This window comes from Plantibacter flavus, from assembly GCF_002024505.1.
Classification (GTDB): domain Bacteria; phylum Actinomycetota; class Actinomycetes; order Actinomycetales; family Microbacteriaceae; genus Plantibacter; species Plantibacter flavus_A.
Window position 1 is genome coordinate 3,427,752 of record NZ_CP019402.1, and the last position, 16,413, is coordinate 3,444,164.

Sequence of the window (16,413 nt, forward strand, 5' to 3'; positions counted from 1 at the left end):
TCAGGCGCCGGAACGGCCCCCGGAAGCACATCTGGTTCGATAGTTACGCATACAACTTTTCGAGAGGCCCCCGTGACCCCCGCAGCAGATCGCCCCAAGAACACCCCCGTCCCGCCCGCCGTCAAGCAGCAGAGCGTGAAGCAGGAGCGCGAAGCCCAGCGTCAGGCCAAGGTCGCGGCGTTCAAGCAGGCGCAGAAGCGGAAGAACCGCAACCGCCGCATCGGGATCTGGGCCGCTGTCGTCGGCGGCGTGGCCGTCATCGCCGTCCTCATCACGAGTGTCGTCCTCACCCTGCCCAAGAACGCCAGCTACCCCGGCGGCGGCACCGGCACCGGCCAGGACATCGCGGGCGTGCAACTGTTCCAGAACACCTCGGAGCACGTCGAGGGCACGGTCGACTACCCGCAGAACCCGCCGGCAGGTGGTCCGCACAACCAGTACTGGCTGAACTGCGGCGTCTACACCGAGGAGCAGACCAACGAGAACGCGGTCCACTCCCTCGAGCACGGTGCGATCTGGGTCACCTACGACCCGTCCCTCAGCGACGCGGAGCTCACGAAGCTCAAGGAGCTGCTCCCCACCACGTACGTCATCCTGTCGCCGAAGTCCGACCTCCCCTCCCCGATCGTGCTGAGCGGCTGGAACTCCCAGCTGCAGGTCAACAACGCGAGCGACGCGCGCATCGCCGACTTCTTCGAGGAGTTCTGGAAGAGCAACAACGTCCCGGAGCCCGGCGCGGCCTGCACGGGCGCGATCGACGGTCCCGGCAAGGTCTGATCCGTTGACCCCGGCGAGCACCCCCGACGCCCCGGCGACCGGTGAACCGGCCGACGGCGGTGTGACCGACGAGGAACTCGCCGCCTGGGAGGCGCAGGGCTCCCCCGACGGCTCCAGCCGGACCCGCGTCGTCATCGCCGCGATGACCGTCGTCGCGATCATGGTCGCTGCGGCGATCGGTTTCTCGGTCGGTCGGCTCAGTACGCTCGCCGACCCGACACCCACCACGACGAGCGCCGAGGCGGGCTTCTCGCGCGACATGCAGGTGCACCACAACCAGGGCGTGGAACTCGCCATGATCATCCGCGACCGGACGGACGCGGTCGACGTTCGCACCCTCGCGTACGACATCGCGACCACCCAGGCGCAGCAGTCCGGGCAGTTGTACGACTGGCTCGTCCAGTGGAACCTGCCGCAGGGCTCACGGCAGCCGGACATGACGTGGATGACGCTCCCCACGCTCTCGGGTGCGAGCGGACATGCGCACGGCGGCGACTCGGCGACCCCCGGGTCCACCCACACCCCGGGCGATCCGATGCCGGGCCTCGCCACACCCGCCCAGATCGACCAGCTGACGGCGGCGTCCGGGGTTCAGGCCGAGCGGGTGTTCCTGACCCTGATGATCGCCCATCACCGCGGCGCGGTCGAGATGGCCGAGGCGTTGCAGCCGCGGACCACGAACGCGACCGCGCTGGCCTTCACGCGCGCGGTGATCGCGAGCCAGCAGGCGGAGATCGAGCTCATGACCGGCATGCTCGACGACCGGGGCGGACCGGTCGACCTCGCCGGCTGACGCCCCGTCGACCGCCCGGACGACCTGCGGGCTCCGACAAGGGGCTAGCCAGAACACCGACTGACGGCGAAGAATGATCCCGACGCCCGAACGGGCCCGATGAACAGGAGCGACGGATGGCACTGGACGACATCACCAAGAAGGCTCAGGAATTCCTGAACGACAACAAGGTCAAGGACGCCCTGAAGAGCGAGCAGGCCGAGGACATCAGCGACAAGCTCCTCGGCACCGTGGCCGACGCGGCCAAGAAGGTCACCGGCGGCAAGTTCGACGGGCAGATCGACAGCGCTCGCGACGCCGCGGACAAGGCCGTCGGGAACGAGTAGTCCCTCAGGTCGAGACGCGTGACGGCCGGGTCCCGACGGGAGCCCGGCCGTTCGCGTCTGCAGCGGTCAGCGGTCAGCGGTCGATCGTCACTCCGTGCCGGTCAGCTGCCCTCGACGCCGCCGTCGACGGGGTTGCTCCGGAACCGGTCGAGCGCGATGGCCACGAGTTCCGGAGCGGACAGGTGCGTGTCCTGCATGAGGTCCGAGAGCACTTCTGACGCGCGCCCGCTGAGCGTCAGTTGCACGGTCGCGGAGCGGTCCTCATCGACACCGCTCAGCGCGCGACGACGTTCACCGAGGCTGAGGATGGCCGACCGCAGGTAGGTGCGGCTGGCGACGGTGTCGATCTCCCATCGGCCGGCGCGACGGTTCGCGACGACATTGCCACGACGGATGTTGGTCATGAGGGACGCGCGGCTCACATGGAGCCGGGCCGCGAGTTCCGCCGTCCGGACCGGACGCGGGAGGTCGTCGATGAAATCCTCGACCAGCGCCTCCCGGAGGAGCTCCCAGGCGACGTCCGGTGGGAGCGGCGCATCGGGCATGCTGCCGCCATCCTGCAGCGGACCCACCCACGCGGTCGTGGGGGCGTCGCGTTCGGTCATCGTCATCGCCCCTCCAAGGTTCCGGCGCTCGAACCTCAAGCATGCTCGGTGCCCGTGGAAAGCGCGTCCCCCAATGCGGGTTGCCCGCGTTCGCGGGGTGCCGGCCCGAAACGACGCACCCCGTCCAGCAAGAGCGGACGGGGTGCGGGCGATCCGGAGACGACTCAGCTGCGGTTCGCGACCGGTCGGGAACCCGCCGGGCGGGTCCCCTCGAACAGGATCCGGTAGCTGAATCCGGCGATCAGCGCGCCGATGATCGGGAACACGATGAACACCCAGACCTGCGCGAGCCAGTCGCCCCCGCCGAAGATGGCGGTCGCGATGGAGCGCGCCGGGTTGATCGAGCCGTTGTCGATCGGGATCGCGATCAACAGGAACAGCGTGAGGGCGCCGCCGATGGCGATCGGCGCGAAGCCAGCGGCGGCCCGGGTGTGCGTGACGCCCAGGATGACGTACAGGAAGAGGGCGGTGATGACGACCTCGATGACGATCGCCGAGACGAGTCCGAATCCGCCGGGCGAGAGCTCACCGAAGCCGTTCGAGACGAAGCCGCTTGCGACGGCCTTGTCGAGGAATCCTGCCGGGCCGCCGGCCGCGAGGCCGAAGACCGCCAGTGCGCCGAGGAACGCTCCGACGAGCTGCGCGAGGATGAACGTCCACGTCGCACGCCAGGGGAACCGACCGGCGGCGGCCAGCCCGAGCGTCACCGCCGGGTTGAAGTGCCCGCCGGAGACGGGGCCGAACGCGTAGGCGGCGATGGTCACCGAGAGGCCGAGGGCGATCGCCACCCCGAGGAAGCCGACGCCCAGGGGGTTCGACGTCTCTTCGCCGAAGAACGCGGAGAAGGTCGCCGTCCCGACGAGACCGAAGACGAGCAGGAAGGTGCCCGCGACCTCGGCGAGCAGCTGCGACGCGGTCGTCGGTTCGACGGAGGGTGGGACTTCCGGGGAGGACATCTGGACTCTTCTCGTTCGAGGTGACGACGTGGACGCGGTCGGCTCGCGGCCACCGCGTCACCAGCAGACTATTGCCAGGCGTCCCACCGGCGACAGCCCGCGGTCCGCATGTCGCCGTCCGTCAGTGCACCTCCAGGTCCTGGAGCGGGACCTGGAGCCGGAAGATGTGCTCGATCGCGAGCTCCGCGCCGACGGCGTCGCCCGAGGCGATCGCGGATCGGAGGTGCGGGTACCCGACGCGCAGATCCGACCAGTCGACCGTCTCAGCCGACCGCGTCGCCACGACGCGGTAGATCAGTGCGCCGATCACGTCCTTCGTCGCCGTGACGAGGACCGGGTTCTCGCAGTGTTTCAGGAACCGGTCCACGAGCCCCCAGACGCAGCGGCCGTGCGCGTCGGCGTCCTCCGCCGCCACGGTCGTCATGGTGTGCTCGACGAACGCGAGGAGCTCGGCCCGCTGCCCCGGGGTCAAGGTCGGGACGGTGACCCGGACGACGCCGCTGACGAGCGCCCCGAGGGTCTGCAGCACGGCTGTCCGATCCTCGGCGCGTGGCTGCGCGACACGGGTGTGCCGTTGCGGTGCCGTCTCGACCAGTCCGACGCGCTCGAGTTCCCGGAGTGCTGCGTGGACCGCCTCGCTCGGAGCGTCGAGCCACTCCCGGAGTTCCGCCTCGATGAGCAGTTCACCGGAGGCGAGCGTCCCGTCATAGATCGCGTTGCGGATCCGCTCGGTCACGGACTCACCTGCGGGAGACGGCCGCGACCCGGACGGTCCATCGGGGTTCGGCATCGGTTCCTCGTTCGGCTGGGGACGGCTGCTGGCTACCGGCCGATCGTACCGCGGACGATCCCCGCCTCGGCGAGCGCCGCCTGCGCCTGCCGATGCTTGTTGTCGATGGAGGCGCCGATCTCCTGCGCCAGCCGGGGCTTGCTCCGCACGAGCTGATCGATGGTGGACAGCGGCATCCGCAGGACCAGGGTCGTGCCGTCGGCGATCGCGGCGGCCATGGCGACCTCCCTCGTGAGCGCCGTCTGGCCGATGAAGTCGCCGACGCCGAGTCGTTGGAAGGTGATGAGCCCGTCCGTCGTCGGCACGGCGAGATGGACGCCGCCCTCGACGAGGAACCGCATCGCTCCGGGGATGGTTCCCGCCTGCTGGATGGTCTCCCCCGGCCCGTACCGTTCGAGCGTGCACGTCCGGGCGAGGTCGTCGTAGTCCTCCTCACGCGCGTGGAGCGTGGGGGCCAGTGCGGCGATGGCACTCCGCAAGCGCTCCGGCGTCGCGATCGGGTCGGAGCCGTCGCCGTCGAGCGCGAGACCACGGCGGCGCGAGGCGTACCAGAGCCAGGCGCGGAACAGGGCGACGGCGGCGTCGGCCGTGGACGGCCCGGACACGGGGAGGGTGACGGCGAACCGCGCGGCACCGAGGTAGGACGCGGACACCACGTCCCCTGGCTCGAGCATCGGAAGGCCCGAGCCGACCTCGCGGAGCAGCCGGAGCACGTCGTCCGGCGGGTCGTCGGTGGAGAAGGTCACTTCGACGCTCGCGGTGTAGGCGCCGACGGGCTGACTGAGGTTCGTGAACGACGACCCGGCGAGCGACGAGTTCGGCACGATCTGGATACCGTTGCCGGTGTCGAGGTGCACCGCACGCCAATTGACCTCGACCACGCGACCACGGACATTCCCGGTGTCCAACCAGTCCCCCAGTTTGAAGGGCTGCTCGAACAGCAGCAGCAGTCCGGAGATGACCCCGCCGACCGCGTTCTGGAGGGCGAGGCCGATCACGATCGAGGTGACGCCGAGCGCGGTGACCAGGCCGCCGATGTCGGCGCCCCACACCCACGAGAACAGGATGGCGAGTCCGATGAGGATCAGCGCGAGCCGAGCGAGGTCCACGAAGATCGACGGGATGCGGTCACGCCACGAGCCCTCCTCCGCGTTGGCGAAGAGCGCCACGTTGAACGCCGACAGGATGAGCAGGATCACGAGGAACCCGAGGACCGTTCCGACGATCCGGACCCAGATGAGGTCGTCCGCCCGCAGCGAAGCGAACACCAGGAGCGCGAACACCGCGCCGACCGGCACGACGTAGTTCCGCATGAGTCGTACCGGCTTGGCCGCGGCGTTCCCGCGCCGGGTCAGTGCGCCCAGCACCTCGGTGAGGACGATGAGGAGGACCGGGACACCGACCGCGAGCGCGATGGCCCAGGGGAACCACGCCTCCTGCCACACCTGCGTCATGACGTCGTCCCTGCCACGACCTGCCAGACGGCCTGCGGACCCCCGCGCGTCTCCACGGTGCCGGCGGCCTCGAAGGTGACGGTGTCCTGCATGCGGTCGCGCACCCGCTGGCTGACGAAGATCCCGGCCCGACCGGAGACCGACTGGACCTGGTTGGCGAGACTGACCGCGTCACCCCACATGTCGTAGGCGAGACTCGTGCGACCGACGAGGCCACTCGTCACGACACCCGTGTCCACGCCGATCCGGAGCGTCAGTTCGGCCTGGTGCTGGGCGTTGAAGCGTTCGACGATCGTCCGCATCTCCAGCGCGAAGTCGAGGGTCCTGCGGACGTTGTCGACGCGGGGCACGATGAGGCCGCAGCTCGCGAGGTAGCCCTCCCGCAGCGTCCGCACCTGCTCGATCCCGAGTCGTTCCGCCGCCTCGTCGAAGCTGCGGACGAGGGCGTTGAGCATCGACAGCTCGCGCTCCGGGTCGAGGCCTCGGGTGAGGTCGTCGAATCCGACGAGGTCCGCGAAGATGACCGACACGTCCTGGTGGACCTCGGAGATGGTCTCCTCGCCCTCCTTGTAGCGTTTCGCCACCGTCGCCGGCATGAGCGTCAGCAGGAGCTTCTCGTTCTCGGCGCGCTGCTCGTCGATGAGTTCCTGCTTCACCCGGAGGCTGCGACTCATGTCGTTGAAGGCCGCGCCCAGGTCGCCGAACTCGTCACGCCTGTTGACCGGTACCTCGACGCTGTAGTCACCGGCGGCCACGCGCCGCACCGCGCCGACGAGGGACCGCACCGGGCGTGCGAACACCTGCGCCAGCAACAGCGAGAGCAACGACACGACGACCACGATCGCCAGCACGGAGATGATGAGGTTGCGCGTGAAGTCGGTGACCGGCGCGAAGGCCTCCGACGCGTCGATCCGCGCGACGAGCACCCACTGGAGCCCGTCGATGTCGAGTGGTGTGTACGCCGTCAGGTTCTCCCCACCGAGGTAACCACGACCGATGAGCGTGCCGGTCTCCCCGGCGAGCGCCCGCTCCACGGACTGGGTTCGGGTCGGCTGGATCTCGATCGTGCCCTTGACGTCGACCGCGCGCTGCGCGTCCTGCGGTGGCGTGCCGGCCGCGACGGACTGCTTGAGATACGCCTTCGGGTCCTCGATGAGCAGTCGGGACGTCGAGCGCATCAGCTGATCGGGTCCGGCGAGGTAGGTCTCGCCGGTCTCGCCCAGGCCGTCCTGCTTCCATTCCCCGCCACTCGTCATGATCGAGTTGATCTGCTCGATGGGCACCTGCAGCGCCAGGACGCCGTCGATGCGGCCATCCTGCCCCACCGGTGAGAAGATCCACTGCGTGGGGACGTTGAGCGAGGGCTGGTACCGCTCGAAGTCGGTGATGCCCGTGTAGTCGACCGCGTTGGACCGCAGGGCCTTCGTGAACCCGTCGCCGAGGACGCCACCCTGGTACGGGCCCGTCAGCACGTTGGTCCCGAGGTCCGGTCCCTTGAACGCGCTGTAGACGACGTCACCCTCGTCGTCGATGAGGAGGGCGTCCTCGTAGCCGAACCGGTTGATGATCTCGCGGAAGTAGTCGTTGTAGGTCGCGTTGACGGCCGACCACGTGCTCCCGTCACCGGCGTCGTCGACCGTGATCGCCTGGTCGTAGTCGAGATCGGTGGGCGTGTAGACCGACTGCAGGTAGGTCTGGGCCGGGTTCGTCGGGATGAAGGCCTCTGGATCCGCCGTGTCGCCGGTCCGTTCGTTGAGCGCGGGGACGAAGGTGTCCGTGTAGAAACGGTCGACCTCCGCAGCTCGCGCCGGCTCGACCGGCTGCTCCTCGAGCTCCTGGAACGCGTCGTGGTACCGGTTCATCGCATCGACGACGGTCGTGCCACGGGTGTAGACGACGAGCGAGTCCGCCGTCTGGCGGTAGTAGTTGGTGATCTCGCGGGCACGCGACTCGCGCAACTCGGTCAGTCGCTCGAACGACGCCTGTCGGAGGGATTCACTGCCGGAGAGGTACCCGACGATGCCGGTCACCACCGACGCCCCCACGCTGACCAGCAGCAGCATCACCAGGAGTTTCGACTGGATGCTGAAGCCGGGGCGGCCGAAGCGACGACGCCCGAGCCTCCGGGACCGCGCGACCGAGGACGGCGCTGGAGGGATCGGAGGACCCGTCGTGGAGGCGTCCACGGGCGGAGTGCCGTCACCTGACGGGGGTCCGGATGGTGCGTTCACAGCTGCGGTCATCGACGAGTCCCCTACTCGATCCGGCGGTGCGCGGGCGTCCCCCTCCTTCGGGGGTCACGATGGCGCTCACTCTAGCCACACGTGTCACGCGCCCACAATGGCCGGACGGCGGTTCTTCGCTGGCCGGACATTGCCGGGCCGGACTGCCGTGCCCGCGGTCGACGTGTCCAGACGAGACGTCGCAGCGCCTGCCGTCTCGACTCAGGCGGTGACGGCCTGCTGCGCGTAGAGCGTCGCGTACACGCCGCCGGCGGCGAGCAGCTCCTGGTGGGTGCCACGCTCCACGATGCGCCCGCGATCGAGCACGAAGATGACGTCGGCGTGCACGACGGTCGACAGGCGGTGCGCGATCGATACCGTCGTGCGTCCGCGGGTCGCGTCGTCGAGGGCGACCTGGACGACCCGTTCGGAGATCGTGTCGAGGGCGCTCGTCGCCTCGTCGAGGATGAGCACCTCCGGGTCCTTCAGCAGCACGCGCGCGATGGCGATGCGCTGCTTCTCACCGCCGGACAAGCGGTAGCCGCGTTCCCCGACGAGCGTGTCGTAGCCGTCCTCGAACCGAGCGATCGTCTCGTGGATGTTCGCGGCGCGGCAGGCGGCCTCGAGCTCGTCGAGGGTCGCGTCGGGCTTCGCGTAGCGGAGGTTCTCGGCGATCGTCGCGTGGAAGAGGTAGGTCTCCTGGCTGACGATGCCGATGCGGGAGACGAGGGACTCCTGGGTGACGTCGCGGACGTCGGCGCCCGCCACCATGACCCGGCCGTCCGACACCTCTTGGAAGCGCGGGATGAGGTAGGAGATGGTCGTCTTGCCCGCTCCCGAGGGTCCGACGAACGCGGCGAACTGTCCGGGTTCGATCGTGAAGGAGACCCCGTCGAGGGTGGGGGTCGAGTCGTCCTGGGCGTCGGCGTAGCGGAAGGTGACGTCGTCGAAGCGGATCTGCGGTGCGACGCTCGGGAGCGGTGCGGCCCCGGGGCGGTCGGCGATCGCGGGCTTGAGGTCCAAGTACTCGAAGATCCGCGCGAAGAGGGCTCCGGAGGTCTGCAGGTCGAGGGCGACCCGCATGACGCCCATGAGCGGGAACAGCAGGCGGGCCTGGATGGTGGTGAAGGCGACGATCGAGCCGGCGGTGACGTCCGCGGCCCCACCGGTGATGAGCCAGCCGGCCACGAGGTAGACGATCGCGGGGATCGACGACAGGAAGATGTTCACCATCGCGAAGAACCACTGTCCGCTCATCGCCTGGCTGACCTGGAGGCGGATCTGGGTGCGGTTCTCGGCGCTGTAGCGCTCGACCTCGGTGTCCTGGCGGTTGAAGCTCTTCGCGAGGAGCACGCCGGAGACGCTCAGGGCCTCCTGCGTGATCGCGGTCATCTCCGACAACGACTCCTGCGTCTTCGTGGCGATCCGCGCCCGGACCTGACCGACGCGGCGCTGCGCGATCACGAGGATCGGCATGAGGATGAGGGCGACGATCGTCAGCTGCCAGTTGAGGATGAGCATGGCGACGAGCGCGGAGATGACCGTCACGGTGTTGCCGAGCACGCTCGAGACGGTGTTGGTGAGGACGTTCGCGACGCCACCGACGTCGTTCTGGAGGCGCGACTGGATGATGCCCGTCTTGGTGCGGGTGAAGAAGCTCAGCTCCATCGCCTGCAATTGCGAGAACAGCTTGATGCGCAGGGCGCCCATGACGCTGTTGCCGACGGTCGCCGTGAGGTAGGTCTGCCAGACGCCGAGCAGCGCCGCGATGATGAACAGCGCCACCATCGCGCCGACGATCTCCGCGAGGGCGACGAGGTTCGGGCTGCCACCGTCGGTCGGGAACAGGCCGACGTCGAACGCCTGCTTGACGAGCAGCGGTGGGAGCACCGCGAGGGCGGCACCGATGACGACGAGCACCATCGTGAGGATGATCTTGGCGCGGAAGGGCACGAACAGCGCGACGATGCGCTTGCCGAGGTTCGGGATCTTCGGCGCCTCGGCGTTGAGCGCCTTCTGCGCCGCCGTGTCGCCACCGCTGACGCGACTGCCCGCGCGGGGTCCGCCGCCCCCGGGTGCACCGCCGCGTGGCCCGCCCCGTCCGCCGTGCATGCTCATCCCGCCACCCTATCCCCGCCCACCGTCCTCCCCGCCCCTGTCCCCGTCCCGCGGTTCACAACTCAGGAGCGGCTCGGCGTTTCGCCTCCGTTCGTGTTCCTGCTGGCCGACACGCCGCCCCCGATCCTGAGTTGTGAACCGCCACGAGCATGCTCCACAACCGGTCGAACCGGTCACCAGTGCACATCGGCGCTGGCGGGCGTCGTCGCGACCGATGCGGCACGAGGACGCTGGAGCGATGATCGGACTCGCGACCGCCGTAGAGCACCTGGGACAGGTGGCGACTCGGCGTGAACTGATCGACCACGGTTTCACGGGGCGACAACTGACATTCGCGGTGGCGACAGGACTCCTCGTCCGACCACGCCGTGGCTGGTACGCGGCACCCGCCGCAGATCCCGCCTTGATCCGGGCCGTCCGGGTGGGCGGGCGACTGGGCTGCGTTTCAGCCGCGGAGCGTTACGGCTGGGCCGTTGCTCGGAGGGGTGAGGTGCATGTGAGCCTCGCCGAGAACGCCTCACGACTCCGCCATCCCGATGACCGGACGACCTACCCCAGTGGCGAGGAGTTCCGCGACCTGCAAGGTCTCGTTCTGCACTGGCACTCGCCCCTCTCCAGAGATGACCGACCGAAGCTCCTGACCTCGCCATACGAGACCACCCTGCAGATCGCAGCCTGCCAGCATCCCGACCTCGCCGTCGCCGCATTCGACTCCTTCATCAACGTCGATCCACGCGGCGCAGTGCATCTCGAGGACTGGCTGCGGGAACTCCCCCGCCGGTTCTTCGACGCCCTCCCCCGGCGAGAGAGCGGCTGCCACAGCTTCCTCGAGACCATCGGCCGGATCCGCCTCGAGCGTGCGGGCATCCGCGGAGTCCATCAGGTACTCATCGATGGGGTAGGGCGGGTCGACCTCGTCCTGGCGGGACGGATCGTGATCGAGTGGGACGGACGTGAGTTCCACGACACGCCAGATGCTCACGAGCACGACCGCTGGCGGGACGCGATGCTGGCGATCCGCGGGTACCGCGTCCTCCGATTCACCTACCGGATGGTCATGGACGACTGGTACGCCGTCGAAGGAGCCATTCGTTCGGCTCTCGCCGAATCGTGACCTCGACTGGTCGTTCGATGTGCCGTTGCTCTCGGTCCACAACTCAGGATGTCCACGGAGTGTCGCGCCGAGAACCCGGTCAGTCGGGCGGGGCACGCCGAGGCTCTCCTGAATTGTGAACACTGCCGTCGAACTCCCACATCGGTCTCCTTGTTCACAATTCAGGACGGATTCGGCGAGCCTGACTGAGTCTCCCGGCGGCAGGTCCGACACGCCGAGGCTCACCTGAACTGTGAACCAGACCAGACGACCCGCAGACGCACGGACGCCCCGGGAGCATGAGCTCCCGGGGCGTTCGCGCACCGACGACGCTGTCGATCGGAGGATCGAACCGCGTGTCGGGTCAGCCCTTCGTCGAACCGGCCAGGAGCCCGCGGACGAAGTAGCGCTGCAGGGCGAAGAACACCACGAGCGGGACGAGGATCGAGATGAACGCGCCGGCCGTGAGCAGGTGCCACTCGTTGCCTCGCGTACCCGTGATCTCCGCCAGCAGCTTCGTGATCGGCGCGACCTCGCCGTCCGCGAAGATGAGCGCGACCAGAAGGTCGTTCCACACCCACAGGAACTGGAAGATCGCGAACGACGCGATGGCGGGCATGGTCAGCGGCAGCACGATCCGGAAGAAGATCTGACCGTGACCGGCACCGTCCACGCGTGCCGCTTCGATGACCTCGGCAGGGATCTCCGCGACGAAGTTGTGCAGCAGGAAGATCGCCAGCGGCAGCGCGAACATGGTGTGCGCGATCCACACCTGGGCGAAGGTGCCGCTCGCGTCCAGTCCCTCGCCGACCTGCAGGCCGAAGATGTTCAGGCCGCGGGAGAAGGTCGACAGCAGTGGCACGAGCGCCATCTGGATCGGCACCACCTGCAGCGCGAATACGAGGATGAACAGGAAGTTCTTGCCGCGGAAGTCGATCCACGCGAACGCGTACGCCGCGAGGCTCGCCACCACCAGCGGGATCAGGGTCGCCGGGACCGCGATGGCGATCGAATTGACCCACGAGCCCGCGAGGTTGAGCGTCGAGTTGCCGGCCTGCAGCACCTGCACGTAGTTGTCGATGGTGACCTGGAAGTCGGAGAAGATCGTCCACCAACCGGTGGTCTTCACCTGCTGCTCAGGTCGGAACGAGGAGACGAACAGACCGAAGGTCGGGACCGTCCACAGCACCGCGATGATGACGGCCGCGATGGTCGCCCCGCGGCTGGTGAGCCGCTTCTTCGTCCGGCGGCTCGCGGCCTCGATGCCGCGTTCCCCCTGGGCGAGCTGTTCCTTGGTGGATTCGTCGATCGGTAGTTCGATCGGCTGCACAGCACTCATCGGATCTCCCTCTGCTTCTTGATCTGCCGTGCGTTGTAGATGACGATCGGCAGCACGAGGACGAACAGGACCACGGCGAACGCCGCACTCCGGCCGTTCTCGAAGTTCTTGAACTGGGTGTACATCTCGTTCGCGATGACCGAGGTGCCGTTGTTGCCGGCGGTCATCGTGCGGACGATGTCGAAGACCTTCAGCGAGGCGATCGAGATCGTCGTGACGACCACGACGAGCGAGGAGCGGATGCCGGGGACGATGACGTTGATGAAGCGCTGCCAGGCGTTGGTGCCGTCGAGCTCGGCGGCCTCGATCTGCTCGGTGGGGACACCCTTGATCGCGGCGGACAGGACGACCATCGCGAAACCGGTCTGGACCCAGATGAGCACGACGATGAGGAACAGCGTGTTCCACGGCTCGTTCTGCAGCCACTGCACCGGAGTGCCGCCGAACCACACGACGATCTGGTTGAGCAGACCGATCTGGGTCGCGTCGGCCTCGCGGTAGGCGTAGATGAAGCGCCAGATGATCGACGCACCGACGAAGGAGATCGCCATCGGCATGAAGACGAGGATCTTGAAGTACTTCTCACCGCGGGACTTGTCGATGAACACGGCGTAAGCGAGTCCGAAGGCCGTCGACAACGCCGGGACGAGCAGCACCCAGATGATCGTGTTGATGACGGTACGAATGGCGCTCGGCTGCGTGAACAGCCAGATGAAGTTGTTCAGGCCCACGAAGTTCTTGCCGGACGCCGACATGAATGCGGCGATCGTCGTGTTGATCGACGGCAGGATCAGGCCGATCAGCAGCAGCAGGAACGCCGGTGCGAGGAAGCCGACGAGCTGGACGAGGTACCCGACGCCCTTCTTCGAGCGGTAGTCGAGGAGGAAGAGCACGCCGCCAAGGACGGCGGCGACGGCCGCGGCCCAGAGGAACGAGCCGAAGAAGAGGACGACGACGACGGGCACCAGGACGCAGAACGCCAGACGGATGACCGTGTACAGGGTGCCCTTGCGTGGCGCGATGTCCACGAAGAAGAGGAGGAGGGCCACCACCGCACCGAAGGCGATGACGACGATCGGGATCTGGGCGAGCGGAGGCAGTCCGCCCAACCAGTTGAGGAAACCTGACATAGCTGGCCTTTCGAGTACGGCGTTGGACCCTGAGTGAACCCTAGGGGGTTCCACTGCCGAGGCGGAAGCGCCGGAGGGTGGTGATCACCCTCCGGCGCTCCCGCTCACGAGCAGCAGTTCCGGATATCGATTACTCGCTGGAGGGCCAGCCGGCTTCGATGTCCTTGAGGACCTGGTCGGTCTCGTCGCCGTTGATCCAGTTCACGAGGCCCTTCCAGAAGGTTCCGGCGCCGACGGCACCGGGCATCAGGTCGGAGGCGTCGAAGCGGAACGTGGTCTTCTCGTCCTGCAGGATCTCGATCGCCTGGCTGAGGATCGGGGTCGAGGCGTTCGCCGGGTCGAGGCCGTTGTTGGCGGAGATGACGCCGCCGAGCTTGACCCGCTTGTTCGCCCACTCAGGGCTCGAGAGGTACTCCTGGACCTTGACGGTGCTCTCATCGTCGCTGAACGCGCCGACGATCTCGCCACCACCGGTGACAGCGGTCTCGCCCTCCTTGATGCCGGGGGTCACGAAGGCCCACACGTCACCGTCGGGGGCGACGGTCGCGCCGGCGTCCTCGAGGAAGCCGGAGAAGAACGATGCCTGGTGGTGGAGGGCGCAGGCGCCGGAGGCGAGCGCCGGAGCGACGTCACCGAACTCGGTCGAGTTGATCGAGGACACGTCGCCGAAGCTCGCGTTCACGTACTCCGGGTTCTTGAGGATCTCGCCGACCGAGTCGAACGCTTCCTTGATCTTCGGGTCGGTGAACTTGACCTTGTTGGCCACCCAGTCGTCGTAGACGTCCGGGCCCTGCTGGCGCAGGACGAGGTCTTCGATCCAGTCGGTGCCGGGCCAGCCCGAGGCGTCGCCGGAGCCGAAGCCGGCGCACCACGGTGCGGAACCCGTCTTCTCCTGGATGGTCTTGGTCAGCGTGAGCAGCTCGTCCCAGGTCTTCGGGACCTCGACGCCCCACTCCTTGAACTTGGCCGGCTGGTACCAGACGAGGCCCTTGACGCTCGCCATGAGCGGAGCGCCGTAGACGGTGTCGTTGACGGTGCCGTAGGCGGCCCAGTCCTTCGACCAGTACTTCTCGATGTTCGCCTTGACGCTGTCGGGCGCGGGCTTCAGGTAGTCGCGCTTGGCGAGGTCGGCCAGGAGGCCGGGCTGCGGGAAGATCGCCAGGTCGGGCGGGTTACCACCCTGGGCGCGGATGCCGATCTGCGACTCGAACTCCTTGGAGGACTCGTACTTGATCGTGATGCCGCTCTCCTTCTCGAAGTCGGCCCAGCTCTCCTCGAGCAGCTTCGCCTCGGTGTCGGCGATCGTCCCGTAGATGGTGACGGTCTTGTCGTCGTCGCCACCGCCGCTGCTGCCCGATCCGCCTGAACAAGCGGTGAGCGCGACGCCCGCGACGGCCAGGACGGCCAGCGGCAGGGCCGTCCGGCGGGTCCGAATGAAACTCATCTGTGTCCTCCTCATTGAGTGCTGCAGGTTCGAACGTCTCCAGGGTCGAGCCGTTCCGATGATGCACTGGTGCGGAATCGGTCCGGATGCGGAACCGTTTCCATGCGCCAAAGTACTTCACCCGGCGACAGGATGCAAGCACGAGAACATAACGAAATAGACAGTGAGAGCGCTCCCACCAAAATCACGAGGCCGGGCGGATCCTTCGTGCTCCAGTTGTTATGGATCAGTTCCAGTCGGCAGTTCCAGGTCTGTTCCAGATTCGCTATGGTGGTGCTACCCAACGGAGGGAGTCGGCATGAGTGGTGCCATCAGCGATGTCGCGGCCCTCGCCGGCGTCTCGAAAGCGACGGCCTCGCGAGCGCTCACCGGGCGCGGATACGTGTCGGCCGAGACCCGGGAACGGGTCGTGCAGGCCGCAGCCACGATCGGGTACGTCGCCTCGCCCATCGCCGCGAGTCTGTCCACCGGACGCACGCTGGCCATCGGCGTCCTCACCTCGTTCCTCAACCGCTGGTACTTCGGGGAGGTCCTGGAAGGCGCCGAGGGCGCCCTCCGTGCGCGGGGCTACGACCTGACGCTCCACCATCTGCCGCCCGACTCCCCGGAGCGCGATCGCATCTTCGACGCCTACCTGACGAACAAGCGCTTCGACGGCATGATCTCGATCGGGATCGAGGCCTCGCAGGACGAGATCGCGCGACTGCTCGCCAATCCCCGTCCACTGGTGTCGATCGGCGGCAACATCCGTGGCGGTCACTCCATCAACATCGACGACCAGGCACTCGGCCGTGAGGCGACGGAACATCTCATCACCCTCGGGCACACGCGCATCGCCCACATCACCGGGCACGACGCGGAACTGCAGACGGACACCGTGCACGGGAGGCGCCTGGCCGGCTACCTCGCGGCGATGGAGGATGCCGGACTCACCTCAGCCGTGCACGTCCTGCCCGCCGTCCATTCGTTACCGGGCGGGTACGAGGCCGCGGCGCAGTTGCTGCGGGACGCGAGGATCCGGCCGACGGCGGTGTTCGCCTCGACGGACGAGGTGGCGATCGGCATCATCATCGCGGCACGTCGCCTCGGGATCACCGTTCCGGCGGAGCTGTCGGTCATCGGGATCGACGGGCACTCCTACGCGGAGATGTTCGCGCTCACCACCTTCGAGCAGGAGCCCCGCGCGCAGGGACGGCATGCCGTCGAGATCCTCCTCCAGGACCTGGAGGACGAGCAGCGCGCGCAGGCTCCGGACTCCGCGGACCCGGGCACAACGGTCTCCGAGGTGCGCTGGCCGACCCGCCTGGTGATCCGACAGACCACGACGCGCCCCGAGCCCGCGGACTAGACGACCCGGCTGCGGTCC

Annotated in this window: 14 protein-coding genes; 5 read left to right on the forward strand and 9 right to left on the reverse strand. The window is 67.9% G+C overall.

Annotated features, from left to right (window positions below):
- The first annotated feature begins 72 nt into the window (after positions 1-72).
- From BWO91_RS15685 to BWO91_RS15695, 3 genes are all read left to right on the forward strand, one after another.
- Positions 73-777, forward strand: coding sequence for a DUF3105 domain-containing protein (locus tag BWO91_RS15685; protein WP_071258792.1), 705 nt, complete (start codon positions 73-75; stop codon positions 775-777).
- 4 nt (positions 778-781) lie between these two features.
- Positions 782-1,570: a DUF305 domain-containing protein gene (locus BWO91_RS15690; RefSeq protein ID WP_205847539.1), complete on the forward strand. Its 789-nt coding sequence runs from the start codon at positions 782-784 to the stop codon at positions 1,568-1,570.
- A gap of 116 nt (positions 1,571-1,686) precedes the next feature.
- Positions 1,687-1,896, forward strand: a complete 210-nt coding sequence (locus tag BWO91_RS15695) for an antitoxin (protein WP_064295701.1) — start codon at positions 1,687-1,689, stop codon at positions 1,894-1,896.
- A gap of 101 nt (positions 1,897-1,997) precedes the next feature.
- Here BWO91_RS15695 and BWO91_RS15700 read toward each other — a convergent pair whose 3' ends face one another.
- From BWO91_RS15700 to BWO91_RS15725, 6 genes are all read right to left on the reverse strand, one after another.
- Positions 1,998-2,507: a hypothetical protein gene (locus tag BWO91_RS15700; RefSeq protein WP_071258790.1), complete on the reverse strand. Its 510-nt coding sequence runs from the start codon at positions 2,505-2,507 to the stop codon at positions 1,998-2,000.
- A 158-nt stretch (positions 2,508-2,665) separates the two neighbouring features.
- Positions 2,666-3,457: an aquaporin gene (locus tag BWO91_RS15705; RefSeq protein ID WP_079003243.1), complete on the reverse strand. Its 792-nt coding sequence runs from the start codon at positions 3,455-3,457 to the stop codon at positions 2,666-2,668.
- A gap of 121 nt (positions 3,458-3,578) precedes the next feature.
- On the reverse strand, positions 3,579-4,193 hold the full coding sequence (locus tag BWO91_RS15710; RefSeq protein WP_167620516.1) for a GntR family transcriptional regulator: 615 nt from the start codon (positions 4,191-4,193) through the stop codon (positions 3,579-3,581).
- 86 nt (positions 4,194-4,279) lie between these two features.
- Positions 4,280-5,701 carry a mechanosensitive ion channel domain-containing protein gene (locus BWO91_RS15715; protein WP_079003245.1) on the reverse strand — a complete coding sequence of 474 codons (1,422 nt, stop codon included), beginning with the start codon at positions 5,699-5,701 and terminating at the stop codon, positions 4,280-4,282.
- Positions 5,698-7,764 carry an adenylate/guanylate cyclase domain-containing protein gene (locus BWO91_RS15720; protein WP_079004016.1) on the reverse strand — a complete coding sequence of 689 codons (2,067 nt, stop codon included), beginning with the start codon at positions 7,762-7,764 and terminating at the stop codon, positions 5,698-5,700. Before BWO91_RS15720 ends, BWO91_RS15715 begins: the two co-directional genes overlap by 4 nt.
- Positions 7,765-8,145: 381 nt before the next feature.
- Positions 8,146-10,035, reverse strand: a complete 1,890-nt coding sequence (locus BWO91_RS15725) for an ABC transporter ATP-binding protein (protein ID WP_071259300.1) — start codon at positions 10,033-10,035, stop codon at positions 8,146-8,148.
- A gap of 496 nt (positions 10,036-10,531) precedes the next feature.
- Here BWO91_RS15725 and BWO91_RS15730 point away from each other — a divergent pair, with 496 nt between their 5' ends.
- Complete coding sequence (locus BWO91_RS15730) at positions 10,532-11,155, forward strand: endonuclease domain-containing protein (RefSeq protein WP_167620517.1); 624 nt, start codon at positions 10,532-10,534, stop codon at positions 11,153-11,155.
- 343 nt (positions 11,156-11,498) lie between these two features.
- On the opposite strand, the gene BWO91_RS15735 is transcribed toward BWO91_RS15730, so the two are convergent.
- The 3 genes from BWO91_RS15735 to BWO91_RS15745 all read right to left on the reverse strand — a co-directional run bounded on the left by BWO91_RS15735 (position 11,499) and on the right by BWO91_RS15745 (position 15,047).
- Positions 11,499-12,473, reverse strand: a complete 975-nt coding sequence (locus BWO91_RS15735; RefSeq protein WP_064294528.1) for a carbohydrate ABC transporter permease — start codon at positions 12,471-12,473, stop codon at positions 11,499-11,501.
- A complete protein-coding gene (locus tag BWO91_RS15740; protein ID WP_064294529.1) occupies positions 12,470-13,603 on the reverse strand; it encodes a carbohydrate ABC transporter permease in 1,134 nt (377 codons plus the stop codon). Before BWO91_RS15740 ends, BWO91_RS15735 begins: the two co-directional genes overlap by 4 nt.
- A gap of 130 nt (positions 13,604-13,733) precedes the next feature.
- Positions 13,734-15,047, reverse strand: a complete 1,314-nt coding sequence (locus BWO91_RS15745; RefSeq protein WP_064294530.1) for an ABC transporter substrate-binding protein — start codon at positions 15,045-15,047, stop codon at positions 13,734-13,736.
- 298 nt (positions 15,048-15,345) lie between these two features.
- On the opposite strand from BWO91_RS15745, the gene BWO91_RS15750 reads away from it, so the two are divergent.
- Positions 15,346-16,395: a LacI family DNA-binding transcriptional regulator gene (locus BWO91_RS15750; RefSeq protein WP_071258778.1), complete on the forward strand. Its 1,050-nt coding sequence runs from the start codon at positions 15,346-15,348 to the stop codon at positions 16,393-16,395.
- The last annotated feature ends 18 nt before the right edge of the window (positions 16,396-16,413 follow it).